Raw genomic sequence first — 17,922 nt, 5'->3', positions numbered from 1 at the left:
AAAGCTGTTATTATTGAATCCCTTTTTTGCGCAAACGCCTATTAAGTGGGGCATTATCGGTTGTGGTAATGTCACCGAAGTTAAAAGTGGTCCCGCTTACCAAATTACAGAAGGTTTTGAGCTTTTTGGTGTGATGAGACGTAATCTGGATAAGGCTGAAGATTATGCCAAACGACACAAGGTTCCTTTGTATACAGATGATGCAAAAGCCCTTATACATCATCCTGAGATAGATGCTATTTATATTGCAACGCCACCAGATACGCATAAATTATATGGTTTACAGGTTGCGGCGGCTGGCAAACCCTGCTGTATAGAAAAACCCATGGCACCAACCTATGCAGAGAGCTTGGCGATTTATAACACTTTTAAAGGAAAAAATATTCCCTTATTTCTTGCATACTATCGGCGATCGTTGCCACGATTCTTAAAAATCAAAGAGTGGTTATCGGATGATTTGATAGGAGAGGTTCGGCATATCAATTGGTATAAAAGCAGAACAGCAAGTCCATTGGATAGAAGTGGGGAATATAATTGGCGTACCGATGCCAAGATAGCTCCAGCCGGTTATTTTGATGATTTGGCAAGCCATGGCCTAGATCTTTTTATCTTTTTGCTAGGGGATATCGTAAAAGCAAATGGCTTTGCTACAAATCAACAAAGCTTATATTCGGCATATGATTCCGTATCAGGTAGTTGGATGCATAAAAATGGAGCTATGGGTTCGGGCAGCTGGAATTTTGGGGCAAATGAGGCAAGAGATAAGGTTGAAATCTTTGGCAGTAATGGAGAAATACGATTTTCAGTTTTGGACGAAGAGCCTATTGAACTAATTACACCTGAGAAAAAAGAGTCTTTAGTTATACCACATCCGAAGCATTTACACGAATTTCATGTTTTAAATATGAAACGGCATTTATTAGGTAAAGAAATCCACCCTTCAACTGGAGAATCAGGGTTACATACAAGTTGGGTGATGAGCAAGATTATTGGTCAAAATTGATATTACCGTATTAATTAGAGACAGTAACGGTGTTGCCACTCTGGATGGTTCTATAGAATAATAAGTCGTAGTATCTATTGCCGTCGTCAGGCCTATTTAACTGCCCACCGGTAAAAAGGCTATACTCAAAATCTTCACAAGAACAAATCACATTTTGCCCTTGAATAGTCATTGTAGAGCAGTTGTTGGGAGTGTGGTTCGGACAACTGGCTTCAAAAGCTAGAAACGTATCAATGCCTGTGCGCATAACAAAAGCTCCCCTGGTACCAACGCCATTATTACCTACGTAAACAGGATTTCCGATATTGTTCAAGCCATTGTATAGCGGTAGATTCAGGTTTAAATCAAAACGAAATGATACTTCCTGTAAAAACGGATTTCTGTTTGAAGTATTCTTTTCACAAGAAATAAACAATAAGAGTAATACTAGTCCAAAAAAGGGTTTCATCAATAGTACTTTAGAAGCAAAAATGGCTAAAAATTATGTATATTTGCGTTAAATCCTCGCTAAAAAAACTATAGAAATATAGGTGTAGCAGAGGATTTTTCGATTAAAACATAACATAAGACATTGGGAAAACAATTGCTGTTTTCTTCAATGTTCTTTTGCATAAAAATAAACGACATGAGCAAAGTATCTTACTACACACCGGAAGGGTTAAAGAAATTGCGCGAAGAATTAGATTATTTACGTGATATAGAGCGACCTAAGGCTTCACAGGCTATTGGTGAAGCTCGCGATAAAGGTGATTTATCTGAAAATGCAGAATATGATGCTGCAAAAGAGGCTCAGGGTTTGTTAGAAATGAAGATTTCTAAAATGGAAGAAACTTTGGCCAATGCCAGGCTTATTGATGAATCGCAATTGGATACTTCAAAAGTTTTGGTTCTTTCAACGGTGAAGTTAAAAAACCAGACCAATGGTATGGAAATGAAGTATACCCTGGTAGCCGAAAGTGAAGCTGATTTAAAAGCGGGAAAAATATCGGTAAACTCTCCAATAGGTAAAGGCTTATTAGGTAAAACAGTGGGTGAGGTAGCGGAAATAACCGTGCCGAACGGAACTTTAAAGTTTGATATTTTAGAAATCACACGTTCGTAATTATCAGGCTTTAACTAGCTGTTGATGGATAGTTCTTGGTCGAAACTCACTATATTTAGTTATATTTAATCCTATCGGACCGATAGGATTTTTTATTTAAGCCAAAACCAATGCCAAGTATTTTTACAAAAATCATAAATGGGGAAATACCTTGCTACAAGGTAGCTGAAGATGACGAATTCTTTGCTTTTTTAGATATTAACCCTAATGCTGCTGGGCATACACTATGCGTGCCCAAAAAAGAAGTAAATAAAATATTAGATTTAGATGAAGCTTCTTATATGGGTTTAATGGCTTTTAGTAGAAAAGTTGGTAAGGCTATTGAGGCTACAATTCCATGTGAACGAGTGGGAATGACGGTTATTGGATTAGAAGTTCCACATGTACATGTACATCTAATTCCCCTACACAGCATGAAAAATGCTACGTTCCAACATAAGGAAAAATTAGAACCAAAAGAATTTGAAGAAATTGCGAGTAAAATTAGAGCGGCACTTAAATAATACCCTCTAGGTGTAGATATACACCTGTTCCGATAAGGGCAAGTATTAAGAGTAGAATTACATAGAATAAAGTTGTAAACCGGGTCGATTTTTTAGCGGGTTCGACCAGTTTATTATAATACTCAAAAACACGTTCTATATCAGGTGTCCAATTAACGGGATAAATAATGGAGTAGCATTTTCTGCACTTGATTTCGTGGGTTACCTCACCAGTAGTTTTATGGTAGAAAGCGTTGTAGGTGTGCTTTTGGTAAAAAGTAAGCTTTAGCTCTTGGTTAAAACATTCAGGGCAGTTGTTGGTAATCTCCGCATCCTTTATCGCTAGCTGTTTTTCCTTTGCCATGATTATACATTTGCTTTAAGGGAAATTTGCATGATTGTTCCTTCTTTACTTGACGAAAATACTTTAATTTTTCCTTTATGGTACTCTTCGATTATTCTTTTAACTAAAGAAAGACCAAGTCCCCAGCCTCTTTTTTTAGATGTTACCCCCGGATTGAAGATATTCTGAAACTCACTTTTTACAATGCCATGGCCTGTATCAGATATCATAATGTGAACAAAATTGCCTTGCCGTTCTATCTGTATGGCAATATTGCCTTTGCCTCGCATGGCGTCAATACCGTTTTTGACCAAGTTTTCAATACTCCAATTGTATAGCGGCGGATTTAATAGCACAGGAAGTTCTTCAATTTCAGAACTAAAAGAAAAGTGGATGAGTTTAGAGCTTCTACGCTTTAAATATTGGTAAGCTTTTTTAGTTTCTTCAACGATATCGTGTACCTCTAAAGTTGGTATAGAACCTACTTTGGAAAAACGTTCTGTAATAGTCTGTAACCTCGAAATATCCTTTTCAATTTCTTTTGTAATATCAGGATTTATATTTTCAGATTTTAATAGTTCGTTCCAACCTAAAAGTGAGGTGAGGGGCGTGCCAATTTGGTGCGCGGTTTCTTTGGCCATACCTGCCCAGACCTTGTTTTGTTCTGAAGCTTTGTTGGTCTTGAAAAAGAAAAATATAACCGCTGCGAACAGAAAGATGATGAGCAGTAAAGCTATTGGGTAATACTTGAGTTTATTTAAAACATCAGAATTGCCATAATATAACATAGCTAGCTCTTCGCCTTTATAAGACATGGCAATAGGTTCATTCTCTTTGCTGAATTTTTTTATTTTCTTTTGAAGCTTTATAGAGTCTTCTTCTAGCTCCTTTGGCATGTTGTGTGTTTTTACAGTACCATCTTTATTGACTAAAATCATGGGAGTAGATGAGTTGTTCTGTAAAATTTGTACGGGCAGGTTCCCTAATTCTTGATCAACGGGAGAGTTATCAATTTCAGCTTGGGCCGCCGCCCAATTTTCTATTTTCAAGCGTTCTTCTTGCTTAAATTTTTCAAAGAAAATGTTAGTGTTCCACAGAATGAGGCTTACAATAACGAATGCTGAAATCAGTAAAATGATATTCGAAGTCCTGCGTTTTGGATTGAATTCCATTAAAAGGTCAATATTGTATTTAAAGATAACGCAAAAAGACTGGAATTGTTGAAAAGGAGTTCATAAACTCTTTTCTAAAAGTGATGCTTTTCATGTATTTTTGAATCTTATAATAAAGCGACACACATGGAAGTTCAGGGAAGAATAAAAATGATTGGGGAAACTAAAACTTTTGGTAATAATGGTTTTAGAAAAAGAGAGTTGGTAGTTACAACCGAAGAGCAATACCCGCAACATATTTTGGTTGAATTTGTTCAAGACAAATGCGACCTGCTGAACAACTATGCTGATGGACAAATGGTTAAAGTTAGTATCAATCTAAGAGGCAGAGAATGGGTAAATCCTCAGGGTGAAACCAAATATTTCAACTCTGTTCAAGGATGGCGCATAGAAAATCTTCAACAAGAAAATACAACTGAAAACATGCCTCCCGTTCCACCAATGGAAGCCTTTGAGCCAGCTGACAATATTAATGAAGAAGACCACGACGACCTTCCGTTCTAAGGAATGGCCATCACCAAGCTTATAACACATCTGTTTAGAAGGTATTTGCCTTCACCCTTTACAATTGCGGTGTTATTGACATTACTTACAATAATTCTTGCCATTGTTTTTACTGAAAATACTACAGGAGATAGTCACATAGTTGCTATTTTTTCGTACTGGGAGAATGGAATCTGGAATAACGGTCTTTTGGTATTTGCTTATCAAATGATGTTGATTCTGGTGCTGGGGCATGTATTGGTTTTGAGCAAGCCCATGGAGCGCTTGGTTCTTAACATCACTAAATATGTTAAGAATACTTCCAATGCCGCAGTTTTGGTTGCGTTATCAACAATGCTGGTATCTTTTTTCAATTGGGGGCTAGGACTTATTTTTGGCGCAATCCTCGCGAGAAAGGTTGGCGAATATGCCCAAGAAAATAATATACCGATCAACTACCCTCTAATAGGTGCATGCGGTTATGTAGGGTTAATGGTATGGCACGGGGGCATTAGCGGATCGGCTCCCATCAAAGTTTCTGAAGCCGGTCACCTTAAAGAGTTACTAGAAAATATCACAAATACGGATATTGTGGACCATTTTCCAGAGTCCGTTTCTACTGCACTTACGGTCTTTAGCTATTCGAACCTCAGTATATTTTTCACGGTTTTGGTTGCAATTTCATTTTTGGTGTATTTTTTAGGGAAAAGAGTTGCCCCAAGTACAATAGCACTTAATAAATATCAATTTAAGTCTTCAGATAAGGAAAATCATATAGGAGCCGAAAAATTAGACCATTCAAAGAGCTTTTCAATGCTATTTGGCATTTTGATATTAAGTGTTTTTTTAATTCAATATTTACCTGCAATACGCACTCTAAATATCACCCCGAATATGCTCAACTTTTTTATGTTCGGTCTGGCAATCATACTCCACGGAAATTTTAAGAGCTTTTTACTTGGTGTTGAAGAAGCCATTGGTGATGTTTCGGGTATCCTTATTCAGTTTCCATTGTATTTTGGAATTATGGGCATTATGGGAAGCAGCGGTATGATCAATCAAATCTCTGATTTTTTTGTATCCGTAAGTACGACTACCACCTTACCAATTTTTACTTTTTTCAGTGCTGGCCTTGTTAACATTTTTGTGCCCAGTGGCGGCGGACAATGGGCAGTTCAAGGGCCGTTGGTATTGCAATCGGCATTGGCACTGAATGTACCATTACCTAAGGCAATTATGGCACTTGCATACGGTGATCAAATCACAAATATGCTTCAACCTTTTTGGGCGCTGCCGTTATTGGGTATTACAAAACTAAAAGCCAAAGAAATTCTGCCCTATACACTTCTATTTATGCTTGTTGGTAGTATTATTTACATTGCAGGGTTGCTTATTTTCTAGTGGCTATTCCATAACTTTATTAAAAAATTGCACCTTTGGATAATAATGGCAAAAATCGCCCTTTATTTTTTTTAAATGACCGTTTGGAGTTTCCACCCTTGGAGACTGCAAATGAAGATGGTCTTCTGGCCGTTGGTGGCGATTTATCGCCCGAACGCTTACTGTTAGCGTACAAAAAAGGTATTTTTCCGTGGTTTAACGAAGACGCTTTAATTCTATGGTGGAGCCCAGATCCGCGAATGGTCTTATATCCTGAGAAACTTAAGGTTTCTAAAAGTATGCGAAAAGTACTTAAAAGCAATCAATTTAAGGTCACACAAAATACTTGTTTCCGTGTGGTAATAGAGCAATGCGCCCAACTAGTTCGTAAAGGACAGGAAGGTACTTGGATTACCCCAAACATGATTGATGCCTATTGTACCCTTCATGAAAAAGGCTTCGCAAAATCTTATGAGGTGTGGCAAAAAGATAAACTTGTTGGGGGGCTGTACGGTATTGATTTAGGTCATGTTTTTTGCGGTGAAAGTATGTTCAGTTTAGTGTCTAATGCATCTAAAGTTGCCTTTGTAAATTTGGTGGAGGAATTTAAGGATCAGGGAGGAAAACTAATTGATTGTCAGGTTTACACGGAGCATTTAGAAAGTTTAGGGGCCCAAGAAATGGGCAGAAAAGCTTTTGAAAAAGTATTAGAGGGAAATGTTTAGACCTGTTAAAAAAAACAGTACCTGTTCTAGGTCTTGGCTATAGTCTTCTAAACGATATTCCGAGCCTATTTGAAATTTAGTTTTTTCGCTAAGTTTCCATCCAAAATTTAATGTAAAACGAGTATCGTATTGGGGTTTTGATCTTGAAACACTTAAGAGCTTTTCGACATTAGCTACAAAGTACGGTTCACCTAAATCTAATTTTTCACCTTTTAGAGGGCGATCTAAAGAAAATCGATATCGAAATCGATGAATGGTCTTGGTGCGGGTAATACGCTGCTCACTTCGCAATCGATGACCATACCTTACAATGTTTGGTTTTAGTTTGATATTGTATTGTTGGGTCAAACGCAGTTCGTTGTTACCACCATCAAAATTTTCACGAAAGCGGTATAGAATCCCAAAAGCCAAGCTTTGATTGTCTTGAATCTGAAAATTAGAAAAGTGGGCAATATCAATTTGTCTAACCTCTAAAACAGCCCTTTCATCATTATAAATATAGTTTCTATTTTGAACGGATAAATTATGGGAATACGTTGCGGAAACATCATAATTTAGACCAATAGCAGGTTGCCAGTAGGCGGTAAAATTTTCTTGGCCAAAACTGATTGCAGTCATCGCACCAAGCATACCAAAGAGAAGCGATTTTGACAGTTTAGTACAAGACATGATCATAGCCTTGTTTAACTAGTCTTCTTGAGAGTATGTATTCTCCATCGGCATTAAAAGTGACTTCATGTTCAACATAGCCACTATCATCTTTTGATGCGATGATTATTTCATAGTTGATTTCTGGCAAAATAAGATTCTGAAAAGCAGTTTTCAAGACTTCAGAAGCATTGCCAGTTTTACAAGGGTACTGCTGCTGTATTTTCTTAATGCGATATTTTTGATGATTCGATTCAAGATGGTTTTTAATCGTCTCAAAAGTACTATCGGGGATGTCGGCTGATTTAATTATAAACTCTGCATCTTCCAAGTTTCCGTTTTGATCAAATTCGATGCTATAGCGAAGACGGTCTTTTTTGAATTTGGCTTCATAAGAAACTTTTTCTCCATCGAATTCTTTGTAATATCTTATACGCTTAGTGCCCGTTAAAAAGGGTCGTAATACTTCGGCAGCATTTGTTGGGAATAGTTCTTCGTCAATTCTAAATTCTTGTTCTTTTTTAGTTTGGGCCTTCAAAGCCATTCCCATAAAAATAAAAAGACCAATAAGTAATACTTTAAACTTCATTGTACCTAAAACAGTTTATTTCATGATCATTTACCATTCCCGTTGCTTGCATATGTGCATAGACCACAGTACTGCCAACAAATTTAAAGCCTCTTTTTTTCAAGTCTTTACTAATGGTATCTGAAAGTGCGGTGTTGGCTGGAGCATCCTTGTAGTTTTTAAGCTTGTTTTTAATGGGTTTTCCGTCTACAAATCCCCATATGTATTTGCTAAAGCTTCCAAATTCCTTTTGAACATTCATGAATGCCACAGCATTGGATACTGTTGCATTTATTTTTAGTTTATTCCGAATAATTCCGGCATCTTGTAATAACTCTTCAATTTTAGACTGTTTGTAGTTCGCTATTTTTTTATAATCGAAGTTGTCGAACGCTTTCCGGAAATTTTCGCGCTTTCGAAGAACAGTAATCCAACTTAAACCTGCTTGAAAAGTTTCTAGAATAAGAAATTCGAACAAAGATTGATCATCTTTTACAGGCACGCCCCATTCATGGTCATGGTAGGCTTCATAAAGGGTGTCTCCTTCGCACCAACCACATCTGTGTTTTTGCATTTTGTACTAAAAGTTTTGTACAATATACATATAAAGTGGCATGCCAAGGGTTATGTTGAACGGAAAGGTAATCGCTAGCGCCATAGGTAGATACAAACTCGGATTCGCCTTTGGTGCCGCTAAGCGCATAGCTGCGGGTACGGCAATGTACGAGGCACTTCCTGCAAGTATCGCAAATAGAAAACGATTGCCTTCGGCCCCGGTAATGAATTGACTAAACCAGGCTACAAAGACTCCGTTAATGATTGGAACTACAATTGCGAAGATTAAAGCAACCCCCCCCTTTTTAATAAAGTCTTTAAGTTTTTTGCCGCTCGTTATGCCCATGTCTAGAAGAAACACCGCCAAGAAACCTTTAAAGATGTCCGTAGTAAAAGGTTTAATGCCCTGAGCTTGATGGTCGTTGGCCAAAAAGCCAATAACAAGACTACCCAATATGAGCAGCACGCTACCATTGGTTAAAGCATGGTGAAATACTTTTTTTACTTCGCCATTCTTTGGCTTATCTTTTCTAAAGAGCGCCATCAAAAGAACACCTACGATAATAGATGGTGCCTCCATTAAGGCCATCACAGCCACCATATGCCCGCCAAATTCTACTTGCTCCATCTCTAAGAATGAGATTGCGGTTACAAAAGTAACGGCACTTACAGAACCATAAGCGGCAGCAATAGCCCCCGAGTTTTCTACTGAAAATTTGCGCCTAAGAATGAAATAAGCGTAAATGGGTACGGCCACAGCCAATAATATTCCAAACAGGAGCGACCAAATGATTTCCATATTAAGGTCACTGTGAGAGAGTTCTTGCCCTCCTTTGAAACCAATGGCAAAAAGAAGGTAAAGTGAAATAAATTTTGATGAGTTTTGAGGAATCTCAAGATCACTTTTTAATTGCACTGCTATAATTCCTAAAAAGAAAAATAACAGTGCAGGGTTGGTCAGGTTATCTATTAATAAGTGTAAGTCCATGCAATTTCTTATTCTTCTAAAGTGATGTTTAGAACACCATCGATACGAAGTTTTTTACCTTCGTTACGGACCGATGCGATGAATTCTTTCGCGATGCGTTTCTCTTCTTGAAGTTCTTGAATTCTTCCATCAGGATAGTTGGTGTTCGCATCTGAACTACCTTCGCACCAAGAAATACGTTGCAATTTGTGAAAGTTTATTTTTTCATCGATTAAGGCTAAGATTACATCTCCCGCTTCTGAAGGTGTAAAAGTTCCATCGACCAATTGAATCTTCTGTTTTGTTTTTATCATCGTTTCCATAATTTTTGAATTTTAAGATTTGAATTTTTTTGTTTGTTGTTCTCCTATTAAATGAATTGTCATTAGGCCAAAAATGATTGCCATTGAAATGGCCAGCCAGCCAAAAAACAAGAAATTGTTAATTGCAGATAAAAGTAGAACACCACCAAAGATGAGCCCCATAAGTGTGTAATAAATAGGATAAAGAATGTCATGCGATTTTGATGCTTCTTTTGTCTGCGTAAGTTTCTGTGTAATCGGAAGTTTAAATAACATGTTTTAAAATTTTTGACAAAGTTGAAGCAAATAAATCATTAATAATTATTTATATTTATAATGATATATATAAATATTATTTATGAATTATACTTTAAACCAGTTGCGAATTTTCCAGAAAGTATCTCAAAACCAAAGCATTACAAAGGCATCGGAGGAGCTGCATTTAACCCAACCGGCAGTGTCCATTCAACTGAAAAATTTTCAAGATCAATTCCCAATTCCATTGACCGAGGTGGTAGGTAGAAAACTTTACCTCACCCAATTCGGTAAAGAGATAGCTGTGGCGGTAGAACGTATTTTAAACGAGGTTTACGCCATGAACTATAAGACTTTGGAGTACGGTGGAAAACTAGCGGGGCGTTTAAAAATTTCTGTGGTTTCTACCGGAAAATACGTAATGCCCTATTTTTTATCGGGTTTTATGGAGTTGCATCCTGGAGTTGAGTTGGTGATGGATGTAACCAATAAATCTTCGGTAGTAGAACATTTAGAAAACAATGCCGTAGATTTTGCTTTGGTTTCAGTATTGCCCAATCATTTGAAGGTCGATACCATTAAACTGATGGAAAATCACCTTTACTTGGTAGGGAGCCCACATGTGGTAGGTTCGCCAAAGAAGCCCACATTAAAAAATTTGGACAAGGCTCCACTGATTTTTAGGGAAAATGGTTCGGCAACAAGAATGGCAATGGAGAATTTTCTTAAAAAGAGGCAGATAGAGGTATCAAAAAAAATAGAATTAACTTCAAATGAGGCGGTCAAGCAAGCGGTTTTAGCAGGGTTGGGCTATTCTATAATGCCTTTGATTGGGATTAAGAATGTGATAAAAACCGGGGATTTACAAGTTCATCCTATGAAAGGCTTGCCTATTAAAACTAATTGGAACTTAACTTGGATGGCTTCCAAAAGATTTTCACCGGTGGCTCAAGCTTTTTCGGAATATATCATTGCAGAAAAGCAGAACATCATTCAAACTCGCTTCAAGTGGTTTGAAGAATACCCAAATTCCATTGACTAGTTGTTTCGCCTTGATTGTAGGGTAATATTTAAATCACTATGAATTATCTTTCTTGATTATTCTTACGCGCACCTAAAACCAAATTGGTCAGCTTTACTTTGGCTTTTTTAATTCTTCTATGGGCTCTTCAGAACTTTCGATAGTAGTGTCACATCCGTTCTGTAAGTTTAGCAGCTGTAATGAATGAAACTTGATCTTGTAGTTAATTAAAGAGCGTAAAACTTCGGCGGCATCGTGCGGCGAAAATAGTCCTTCGACTAGTTTATGGTCTCATCAGGGTTTGTTTTTGAACCAGAAGAAAATAGGTTGTACTTTTTTAGTTTAAACTTAAAATCCTTTTGATTGCTCATGGTTCAAGTATATAACAATTGATGCAAGATTTAGCGTATTGTCAATTTTTGTAAAGGCTTAGCGTAATGCTTCTTGTTGCGAATTCTTATTTGATAAAACCGCCTTTATGGTTTGCTTAATACCATAGAATTCTTTACCGTCCTCTCTTCTAAGAACCAATTGCATATCTCCATTGGGTAAAGTTTGCATTTGGTCTACTACCACTGTGGTTCCATAATAATTGAATGTTGGCCCTAAGCCAGAATTGGAGTTGAGGTTGTCATGCAATCGTATAATCTTTTGGTACGGAAGCGTTAATATTCGTCCGTTTTCAGAATCTCCTCTACTCTCTGAAAAATGCTCAAAACGCTTTAAATATTCTCTTTCTTGAGCAAAGATTGATACACTTGCAAGTAGAAAAATAATAAGATATTTCATATTACCTCATTTTAATTAAATAAAGATAGTATTGATATCAATAAAAGAAAGTAATGCATAGTTAAAAGAAAGTTAAACTATCACATAATGATAGTATTACTATTATATTTGTGCTAACAATTAGTAAACTAACATGGAAAGGTTATTACAAACAGTTAAAATTGCCATAAACGATAAGATATATGTGAAAGATCCTGAGTCTTCTGATTTGGGTAAAAGAATTGTCGAACATAGTATCTTGATGATAGACGAAATAGGTTTTGAAAGCTTTACTTTTAAGAAATTGGGTAGAAAAATAGATTCTAATGAGAGCTCCATCTATCGTTATTTCGAAAACAAACACAAGTTATTAGTATACTTGACTTCATGGTACTGGGGCTGGTTAGAATATCAATTGGTTTTTGCTACCAACAGTATTTCAGACCCTACAGAAAAGTTGACTAAAGCAATTAATATCGTTAGTAAAACGGTAGTACAAGATAATTCTTTTTCACATGTCAACGAGGTGTTGCTCAACAAGATTGTAGTAAACGAATCTTCTAAATCCTTTTTGACCAAAGAAGTAGACGAAGAGAATAAAGAAGGCTACTTCACAATTTATAAAAGAATGGTAAACAGGTTAGAAGAAATGATAAAGACTGTCTCTCCGAAATACGAATATCCTTCAAGTCTGGCAAGTACGGTTTTAGAGAGTACCCTACATCAGCATTTTTTAAAGGAACATTTTCCGACCCTAACAAATTGCAATACTTCAAAAACCCCAGGAGATTTTATTTCCGACCTCGTTTTTAAAACACTTAACCAATCCAATCATGGCTAAAACAATATTGACCTCTTGGCAACGTCTAATAGGTCTTCTCTCACTGGATAAAAAAGATGTTTTCCAGGTATTCTACTATGCAATCTTTGCAGGTCTTGTAAACCTTTCATTACCGTTAGGGATACAAGCAATCATTAACTTGATACAAGGGGCGCAGGTAAGTACTTCATGGATAGTTCTTGTGGTATTGGTAACACTTGGCGTAGCCTTTGTTGGTGCGCTCCAACTTATGCAGATAAGAATTATTGAGAATGTTCAGCAGAAAATTTTCACTAGGGCTTCTTTTGAATTTGCGTATCGTTTTCCAAAAATTAAGATGAGCGAGTTAAGAAACTATTATCCACCAGAGTTGGCCAATCGTTTTTTTGATACGCTTACTATTCAAAAAGGACTTTCTAAAATTTTAATAGATTTTCCAGCGGCACTACTACAGATTATTTTCGGATTGTTATTGCTTTCTTTTTACCATCCGTTCTTCATTATATATGGAATCTTACTACTGCTTTTAATTTATGTGGTATTTAAATTCACCGCCCAAAAAGGATTGGAAACCAGCTTAGATGAATCAAAGAACAAGTATAAGGTTGCACATTGGATTCAAGAAGTGGCCCGTTCTATCATAAGTTTTAAACTCTCAGGTAAAACCTCACATGCCATAAATAAGAACGATGCGCTTGTAACAGATTATCTAGAAGCTAGAGAAGGTCACTTTAGAATACTGGTCATTCAATTTATTCAAATGATCGGGTTTAAGGTTTTGGTTACTGCAGGCTTACTGCTAATAGGTGGGCTTTTGGTATTGAACCAAGAGATGAATATTGGTCAGTTTGTAGCGGCAGAAATCATTATTCTATTGGTTATTAGCTCCGTCGAAAAGTTAATACTTGGGCTAGAAACCTTTTACGATTTGTTGACTTCACTTGAAAAGTTAGGCCAAGTTGTTGATAAAGATCTAGAGCTTCAAGAAGGCGAAAAACCATTTAAAGAGAATGATGGGTTTACAGTAGAATTGCAAAATGTCACCTATCAAGTACCTGATAGAGAGAAAAAAATTATAGATGATGTTTCATTGACCATCACTCCCACTTGTAGTATTCTGTTGAGAGGTTCAAGTGGCTCTGGCAAGTCGACACTGCTAAGGCTTATAGCCGGTATACTCGAGCCCGATGAAGGCAAGATTTTTATTAACGACGTTTCTTTAAAAGGGATCAATCTTAGTTATTATAGATCACATCTAGGACAATCTCTAACGGAAGAATCTCCTTTTGAGGGAAGCATTCTTAATAACATCACATTTGGTGATACAACCATTCCTCAAGATGATATTTATTGGGCTTTGGAAAAAACCAACTTAACATCATTCGTGAAGGAACAACCAGACGGTTTGAATACTATTTTATATCCGGAAGGAAAACAAATACCAAATTCGATAGCAAAGAAGATAGTCTTGGCCCGTAGTATTATCCGCAGACCAAAACTATTGATTCTTAAAGACCCTCTTGATCAATTTAATGAAGCCGAAGCGGAACAAATTATAGATTTCTTAAGCGATAAGGCCAATGGTTGGGCCTTGGTTATTGTTAGTGAAAACGCTAAGTGGGCCAAGCATTGCAGTAGGATAATAACGATGGAAAATGGACGATTGTTGAACGAAAAAACGAATAAAAATGCTTAACATTTCACCTAATAAGTTAAATGAAAAGGTAGACTTGCTTAGGTTTAAAGCTGCGCAAAAGGTATTTCATAAGCGCCACTATAAGCAGTTTAATCGATTTTTATTGGCCTTTTCGCTACTGGGGATTATTGTACTTTTTCTCCCTTGGACACAAAATATTACAGGTAAAGGCTATTTGACCACGCTGACCCCAGATCAAAGACCGCAGACCATACAATCTCCCATTCCTGGGCGAATTGAAAAGTGGTATGTAAGAGAGGGAGACTTTGTTCAAAAAGGGGATACCATCTTATTCTTTTCAGAGATTAAGAACGAGTATTTTGATCCAAACCTAGTTGAAAGAACAGGACAGCAGATAAAAGCAAAAGAAATGTCGGTCACCTCATATCAAGGTAAGGTAAAAGCTTTGAACAACCAGATTGGAGCTTTGGCAAATGAACGTTCTTTAAAGTTACAGCAGGCAAAGAACAAGTTACTTCAGTCTAAATACAAGGTTCAAAGCGATAGTATAGACTTAGAAGCTGCAAAGACCAATATTGCTATTGCCGAGAGACAATATGATCGTACCGTACAGCTACAATCTGAAGGCTTAAAAGCGGTAACGGATGTTGAAGAAAAACGCCTAAAACTACAGGAAACACAAGCAAAACTGATTTCTCAGCAAAACAAGCTTTTGGCTAGCAAGAATGAAGTTATTAATGCCGAGGTCGAAATAAATAGGGTACAGGCCTCTTATACGGATAAGATTTCTAAAGCCCAGAGTGATATGTATACGGCCCAATCCAATCAATTTGATTCTGAAGCACAGGTCACCAAGTTGGAGAATGAATTTACCAACTACTCCATGCGAAATGATATGTATTATATAAAGGCACCTCAAACGGGCTACATTAACAGGGCCATACAAGGTGGATTAGGGGAAACTTTTAAAGAGGGAGACAAACTCGTTGGTATTATGCCCGCTAATTATGATATGGCTGTTGAAACTTATGTAGAACCTATCGATTTGCCTTTGGTACATCTAGGTGAAAAAGTACGAATTCAGTTTGATGGTTGGCCCGCAATCGTATTTAGCGGTTGGCCCAATGCATCATACGGTACCTATGGTGGAACCGTAATAGCCATTGAAACATTTATTAGTGATAATGGCAGATACCGTATTTTATTGGCACCAGATAAAGAAGACCATCCATGGCCCAAAGATTTAAGAGTCGGTTCTGGAGCAAATACCATCGCACTTTTAGAAGATGTTCCTATCTGGTTCGAATTATGGAGGCAACTTAACGGATTCCCACCAAATTATTATCAGCCAGAAAACGATATGGCAAAAGCAGCAAAAAAATGAGAATACTCTTTTTCATATTATGTTTTTGCTTAGCACTACCTATGGATGCCCAGCAAGATACCCTAAGACTGCAGTTCAATGAGTATTTGGGCTATGTAAAAAAATACCACCCCATTGCCAAACAAGCTCAGCTAACAATTTCAATTGGCCAGGCCAATTTGATGAAGGCCAGAGGTGGTTTTGACCCCAAAATTGAAGTCGATTATGATAGAAAAGAGTTTAAAGAGACCGAATATTGGGACCGCTTGAATGCGACCTTTAAAATTCCGACCTATTTCGGAATTGAGTTGAAAGGAAATTTTGAGCAGAATGAAGGACAATTTATTAATCCTGCTGAGTTTTTACCGGAAGACGGGCTGTATAGTGCAGGGGTATCCATGTCTTTGGGCCAAGGTTTTTGGATCAATGAGCGCATGGCGACTTTAAGGAAGGCCAAGTTTTTTAGAGAGCAGGCCAAGGCCGATCAAGATTTATTGGTAAACGAGGTATTGTATGAGGCCTCATTGGCATATTTCGATTGGTTGCAGGCCTATAACGATGCTGAAATCTTCAGAGATTTTCTACAAAACGCCAAAGTAAGATTTCAAGGGGTGAAAACAAGTGCCTTATCAGGGCAGGTAGCTGCTATAGATACTGTTGAGGCTAAAATAGCAATGCAGAACAGGGCGCTGAATTTAGAGCAGGCAAAGGTTAAGCTCATGAAAAAGTCATTGGAGTTGTCGAATTTTCTCTGGATCAATGATGTGCCGGTAGAGCTGCAACCTAACGTTATTCCCGATACCGAAGTTGCAGATGAGATTGATCTCACCTTGGAGATAATGGGTAAACCTTTGGATAGTTTTACTTTAGAAAATCATCCTAAACTAAAATCTCTTAATTTTAAGATTGACGGTCTTACTGTGGATAAAAGGCTAAAAGCAAATAAACTGCTTCCTAAAATCGATGTAGAGTATAATTTTCTAACCGAAACTCCAGATCAGATAAGGTCTTTTGAAACACAGCAGTATAAAGGCGGACTCAGTTTTAGGTTCCCACTTTTTTTGAGAAAGGAACGCGGTGATTTAAAACTTGCTAAGTTCAAGCTACAAGATGCACAGTTTGAGCGAGACAATGCCGAGGTTCAAATTCAGAATAAAGTACTCGCCATTTATCAAGAACTGGATTCTTACGTGGTTCAAAACGAATTAATTGATAATATTGTAACCGATTACAATACCTTACTTGCAGCAGAAGAAAGAAAGTTTAGCTTTGGAGAAAGTTCTTTATTCCTCATCAATTCTCGAGAAAGTAAACTTATAGACGCCGAATTAAAGCAAAACGAGGTTCAGAACAAATTCTTTAAAACGAAGGCCAATCTCTTTAAAAGTTTAGCGGTCAACCCTCAGAATTTGTAACTTAAGGTTTAAAACCAACTAATTTGAATACTACAGCAAGTATTACCAACAAAACCCTTTTAAAGGATACTTTTTTTATTGTCTTAGGTATTATTACCGCTGCTTTTGGGTTAGAGAGCTTCTTGCTTCCCAACAGTTTTATAGATGGCGGGGCAACCGGTATTTCACTTTTGCTTACTACAATTTCTTCTTTGCCCTTATACGTGCTGATTATTTTGGTGAATATCCCTTTTATGGTTCTTGCCTATAAAGTGATCGGCAAAATGTTCGCTATAAAAACTACCATTGCCATTTTAGGGCTTTCCTTGGTACTGGCCTTTGTCCATTTCCCTGAAATAACAGAAGACAAATTGCTTGTTGCAGTTTTTGGGGGATTTTTTCTTGGTGCCGGAATTGGACTTTCAGTAAGGGGAGGTAGCGTTTTGGATGGTACTGAGGTACTGGCAATTTATTTAAGCCGAAAGTTGGGCACCACCATTGGTGATATTATTGTGCTTATTAATATTCTTGTATTTCTGGCTGCCGCTTACTTATTATCCATTGAGACTGCGTTGTATTCTATGCTAACCTATTTGTCCGCTTCAAAGACTTTAGACTTTGTCATAGACGGTATAGAAGAGTATACGGGCGTTACCATTATCTCACAATCAAATGAAGAAATACGCCAGATGATTACCGAGAAAATGGGCCGTGGAATAACAATTTACAAAGGCAAAGGCGGGTATGGCACCCATGGTACCCAAAAAGATCATGATGTGATTTTTACCGTAATCACGCGATTAGAGATACGCAAACTTAATATAGAAATCTCAAAAATAGACCCCAAAGCTTTTGTGGTAATGCACCGAATTAACGACACTCGAGGGGGGATGATCAAGAAACGCTCTCTATAA

At 37.3% G+C, this 17,922-nt stretch carries 22 protein-coding genes; 12 read left to right on the top strand and 10 right to left on the bottom strand.

Annotation, left to right across the window (positions count from 1 at the left end):
• Nucleotides 1-13 precede the first annotated feature (13 nt).
• The gene (locus ACFSQJ_RS06225) at nucleotides 14-1,003 is read left to right on the top strand and encodes a Gfo/Idh/MocA family protein (RefSeq protein WP_377766092.1); all 990 of its coding nucleotides are present in this window, start codon (nucleotides 14-16) and stop codon (nucleotides 1,001-1,003) included.
• Between the two features lie 10 nt (nucleotides 1,004-1,013).
• On the opposite strand, the gene ACFSQJ_RS06220 is transcribed toward ACFSQJ_RS06225, so the two are convergent.
• Nucleotides 1,014-1,451, bottom strand: coding sequence for a hypothetical protein (locus ACFSQJ_RS06220; RefSeq protein ID WP_377766091.1), 438 nt, complete (start codon nucleotides 1,449-1,451; stop codon nucleotides 1,014-1,016).
• Between the two features lie 177 nt (nucleotides 1,452-1,628).
• On the opposite strand from ACFSQJ_RS06220, the gene greA reads away from it, so the two are divergent.
• Together greA and ACFSQJ_RS06210 are read left to right on the top strand one after the other, a co-directional pair.
• A complete protein-coding gene (gene greA / locus ACFSQJ_RS06215; protein ID WP_377766090.1) occupies nucleotides 1,629-2,105 on the top strand; it encodes a transcription elongation factor GreA in 477 nt (158 codons plus the stop codon).
• A 110-nt stretch (nucleotides 2,106-2,215) separates the two neighbouring features.
• Complete coding sequence (locus tag ACFSQJ_RS06210) at nucleotides 2,216-2,608, top strand: HIT family protein (RefSeq protein ID WP_377766089.1); 393 nt, start codon at nucleotides 2,216-2,218, stop codon at nucleotides 2,606-2,608.
• Here the strand turns inward: ACFSQJ_RS06210 and ACFSQJ_RS06205 are convergent.
• Nucleotides 2,601-2,951 (bottom strand): hypothetical protein, encoded by a 351-nt coding sequence (locus ACFSQJ_RS06205; protein ID WP_377766088.1) that lies wholly within the window; start codon nucleotides 2,949-2,951, stop codon nucleotides 2,601-2,603. The genes ACFSQJ_RS06210 and ACFSQJ_RS06205 overlap by 8 nt on opposite strands.
• Nucleotides 2,952-2,953: 2 nt before the next feature.
• Nucleotides 2,954-4,102: a sensor histidine kinase gene (locus tag ACFSQJ_RS06200; protein ID WP_377766087.1), complete on the bottom strand. Its 1,149-nt coding sequence runs from the start codon at nucleotides 4,100-4,102 to the stop codon at nucleotides 2,954-2,956.
• Nucleotides 4,103-4,228: 126 nt separating this feature from the next.
• Here ACFSQJ_RS06200 and ACFSQJ_RS06195 point away from each other — a divergent pair, with 126 nt between their 5' ends.
• From ACFSQJ_RS06195 to aat, 3 genes are read left to right on the top strand one after another with little or no spacing between them, the layout of a single operon-like run.
• On the top strand, nucleotides 4,229-4,606 hold the full coding sequence (locus ACFSQJ_RS06195; protein ID WP_377766086.1) for a DUF3127 domain-containing protein: 378 nt from the start codon (nucleotides 4,229-4,231) through the stop codon (nucleotides 4,604-4,606).
• Between the two features lie 3 nt (nucleotides 4,607-4,609).
• Complete coding sequence (locus ACFSQJ_RS06190) at nucleotides 4,610-5,986, top strand: short-chain fatty acid transporter (RefSeq protein ID WP_377766085.1); 1,377 nt, start codon at nucleotides 4,610-4,612, stop codon at nucleotides 5,984-5,986.
• A gap of 35 nt (nucleotides 5,987-6,021) precedes the next feature.
• Entirely contained in the window at nucleotides 6,022-6,690 is a 669-nt protein-coding gene (aat, locus tag ACFSQJ_RS06185) for a leucyl/phenylalanyl-tRNA--protein transferase (RefSeq protein WP_377766084.1), read from the top strand.
• Here aat and ACFSQJ_RS06180 read toward each other — a convergent pair.
• The 6 genes from ACFSQJ_RS06180 to ACFSQJ_RS06155 are packed head-to-tail and all read right to left on the bottom strand — an operon-like array spanning nucleotide 6,673 to nucleotide 10,006.
• Nucleotides 6,673-7,359, bottom strand: a complete 687-nt coding sequence (locus ACFSQJ_RS06180; RefSeq protein ID WP_377766083.1) for a DUF2490 domain-containing protein — start codon at nucleotides 7,357-7,359, stop codon at nucleotides 6,673-6,675. The two genes, aat and ACFSQJ_RS06180, sit on opposite strands and share 18 nt — an antisense overlap.
• Nucleotides 7,346-7,927, bottom strand: coding sequence for a hypothetical protein (locus tag ACFSQJ_RS06175; protein WP_377766082.1), 582 nt, complete (start codon nucleotides 7,925-7,927; stop codon nucleotides 7,346-7,348). The genes ACFSQJ_RS06180 and ACFSQJ_RS06175 overlap by 14 nt, the downstream gene beginning before the upstream one ends.
• The gene (locus ACFSQJ_RS06170; protein ID WP_377766081.1) at nucleotides 7,917-8,480 is read right to left on the bottom strand and encodes a DNA-3-methyladenine glycosylase I; all 564 of its coding nucleotides are present in this window, start codon (nucleotides 8,478-8,480) and stop codon (nucleotides 7,917-7,919) included. Before ACFSQJ_RS06170 ends, ACFSQJ_RS06175 begins: the two co-directional genes overlap by 11 nt.
• A gap of 6 nt (nucleotides 8,481-8,486) precedes the next feature.
• Complete coding sequence (locus ACFSQJ_RS06165; RefSeq protein ID WP_377766080.1) at nucleotides 8,487-9,449, bottom strand: sodium-dependent bicarbonate transport family permease; 963 nt, start codon at nucleotides 9,447-9,449, stop codon at nucleotides 8,487-8,489.
• An 8-nt stretch (nucleotides 9,450-9,457) separates the two neighbouring features.
• Nucleotides 9,458-9,751 (bottom strand): hypothetical protein, encoded by a 294-nt coding sequence (locus ACFSQJ_RS06160; RefSeq protein ID WP_377766079.1) that lies wholly within the window; start codon nucleotides 9,749-9,751, stop codon nucleotides 9,458-9,460.
• 12 nt (nucleotides 9,752-9,763) lie between these two features.
• Nucleotides 9,764-10,006 (bottom strand): hypothetical protein, encoded by a 243-nt coding sequence (locus ACFSQJ_RS06155; RefSeq protein ID WP_377766078.1) that lies wholly within the window; start codon nucleotides 10,004-10,006, stop codon nucleotides 9,764-9,766.
• Between the two features lie 82 nt (nucleotides 10,007-10,088).
• On the opposite strand from ACFSQJ_RS06155, the gene ACFSQJ_RS06150 reads away from it, so the two are divergent.
• Nucleotides 10,089-11,027: a LysR family transcriptional regulator gene (locus ACFSQJ_RS06150; protein WP_377766077.1), complete on the top strand. Its 939-nt coding sequence runs from the start codon at nucleotides 10,089-10,091 to the stop codon at nucleotides 11,025-11,027.
• A 408-nt stretch (nucleotides 11,028-11,435) separates the two neighbouring features.
• Here the strand turns inward: ACFSQJ_RS06150 and ACFSQJ_RS06145 are convergent, their stop codons facing one another.
• The gene (locus ACFSQJ_RS06145; RefSeq protein WP_377766076.1) at nucleotides 11,436-11,795 is read right to left on the bottom strand and encodes a hypothetical protein; all 360 of its coding nucleotides are present in this window, start codon (nucleotides 11,793-11,795) and stop codon (nucleotides 11,436-11,438) included.
• 133 nt (nucleotides 11,796-11,928) lie between these two features.
• Between ACFSQJ_RS06145 and ACFSQJ_RS06140 the strand changes: the two genes are divergently transcribed.
• From ACFSQJ_RS06140 to ACFSQJ_RS06120, 5 genes are read left to right on the top strand one after another with little or no spacing between them, the layout of a single operon-like run.
• Nucleotides 11,929-12,615 carry a TetR/AcrR family transcriptional regulator gene (locus ACFSQJ_RS06140; protein WP_377766075.1) on the top strand — a complete coding sequence of 229 codons (687 nt, stop codon included), beginning with the start codon at nucleotides 11,929-11,931 and terminating at the stop codon, nucleotides 12,613-12,615.
• On the top strand, nucleotides 12,608-14,290 hold the full coding sequence (locus ACFSQJ_RS06135) for a peptidase domain-containing ABC transporter (RefSeq protein ID WP_377766074.1): 1,683 nt from the start codon (nucleotides 12,608-12,610) through the stop codon (nucleotides 14,288-14,290). Before ACFSQJ_RS06140 ends, ACFSQJ_RS06135 begins: the two co-directional genes overlap by 8 nt.
• The gene (locus tag ACFSQJ_RS06130) at nucleotides 14,283-15,635 is read left to right on the top strand and encodes an HlyD family secretion protein (RefSeq protein WP_377766073.1); all 1,353 of its coding nucleotides are present in this window, start codon (nucleotides 14,283-14,285) and stop codon (nucleotides 15,633-15,635) included. Before ACFSQJ_RS06135 ends, ACFSQJ_RS06130 begins: the two co-directional genes overlap by 8 nt.
• On the top strand, nucleotides 15,632-17,029 hold the full coding sequence (locus tag ACFSQJ_RS06125; RefSeq protein ID WP_377766072.1) for a TolC family protein: 1,398 nt from the start codon (nucleotides 15,632-15,634) through the stop codon (nucleotides 17,027-17,029). The genes ACFSQJ_RS06130 and ACFSQJ_RS06125 overlap by 4 nt, the downstream gene beginning before the upstream one ends.
• A 23-nt stretch (nucleotides 17,030-17,052) precedes the next feature.
• The gene (locus tag ACFSQJ_RS06120) at nucleotides 17,053-17,922 is read left to right on the top strand and encodes a YitT family protein (protein WP_377766071.1); all 870 of its coding nucleotides are present in this window, start codon (nucleotides 17,053-17,055) and stop codon (nucleotides 17,920-17,922) included.

The organism is Croceitalea marina (assembly GCF_042684265.1).
GTDB classification, from domain to species: Bacteria; Bacteroidota; Bacteroidia; order Flavobacteriales; family Flavobacteriaceae; genus Croceitalea; species Croceitalea marina.
The sequence above is the reverse complement of the archived record's forward strand: the minus strand, read 5'-3'. Positions and strand labels throughout refer to the sequence as shown.

Coding starts and splice junctions, on each gene's coding strand:
- ACFSQJ_RS06220 (WP_377766091.1), bottom strand. CDS start 1,451: ATGAAACCCTTTTTTGGACTAGTATTACTCTTATTGTTTATTTCTTGT.
- greA (WP_377766090.1), top strand. CDS start 1,629: ATGAGCAAAGTATCTTACTACACACCGGAAGGGTTAAAGAAATTGCGC.
- ACFSQJ_RS06210 (WP_377766089.1), top strand. CDS start 2,216: ATGCCAAGTATTTTTACAAAAATCATAAATGGGGAAATACCTTGCTAC.
- ACFSQJ_RS06205 (WP_377766088.1), bottom strand. CDS start 2,951: ATGGCAAAGGAAAAACAGCTAGCGATAAAGGATGCGGAGATTACCAAC.
- ACFSQJ_RS06200 (WP_377766087.1), bottom strand. CDS start 4,102: ATGGAATTCAATCCAAAACGCAGGACTTCGAATATCATTTTACTGATT.
- ACFSQJ_RS06195 (WP_377766086.1), top strand. CDS start 4,229: ATGGAAGTTCAGGGAAGAATAAAAATGATTGGGGAAACTAAAACTTTT.
- ACFSQJ_RS06190 (WP_377766085.1), top strand. CDS start 4,610: ATGGCCATCACCAAGCTTATAACACATCTGTTTAGAAGGTATTTGCCT.
- ACFSQJ_RS06180 (WP_377766083.1), bottom strand. CDS start 7,359: ATGTCTTGTACTAAACTGTCAAAATCGCTTCTCTTTGGTATGCTTGGT.
- ACFSQJ_RS06175 (WP_377766082.1), bottom strand. CDS start 7,927: ATGAAGTTTAAAGTATTACTTATTGGTCTTTTTATTTTTATGGGAATG.
- ACFSQJ_RS06170 (WP_377766081.1), bottom strand. CDS start 8,480: ATGCAAAAACACAGATGTGGTTGGTGCGAAGGAGACACCCTTTATGAA.
- ACFSQJ_RS06165 (WP_377766080.1), bottom strand. CDS start 9,449: ATGGACTTACACTTATTAATAGATAACCTGACCAACCCTGCACTGTTA.
- ACFSQJ_RS06160 (WP_377766079.1), bottom strand. CDS start 9,751: ATGGAAACGATGATAAAAACAAAACAGAAGATTCAATTGGTCGATGGA.
- ACFSQJ_RS06155 (WP_377766078.1), bottom strand. CDS start 10,006: ATGTTATTTAAACTTCCGATTACACAGAAACTTACGCAGACAAAAGAA.
- ACFSQJ_RS06150 (WP_377766077.1), top strand. CDS start 10,089: ATGAATTATACTTTAAACCAGTTGCGAATTTTCCAGAAAGTATCTCAA.
- ACFSQJ_RS06145 (WP_377766076.1), bottom strand. CDS start 11,795: ATGAAATATCTTATTATTTTTCTACTTGCAAGTGTATCAATCTTTGCT.
- ACFSQJ_RS06140 (WP_377766075.1), top strand. CDS start 11,929: ATGGAAAGGTTATTACAAACAGTTAAAATTGCCATAAACGATAAGATA.
- ACFSQJ_RS06135 (WP_377766074.1), top strand. CDS start 12,608: ATGGCTAAAACAATATTGACCTCTTGGCAACGTCTAATAGGTCTTCTC.
- ACFSQJ_RS06130 (WP_377766073.1), top strand. CDS start 14,283: ATGCTTAACATTTCACCTAATAAGTTAAATGAAAAGGTAGACTTGCTT.
- ACFSQJ_RS06125 (WP_377766072.1), top strand. CDS start 15,632: ATGAGAATACTCTTTTTCATATTATGTTTTTGCTTAGCACTACCTATG.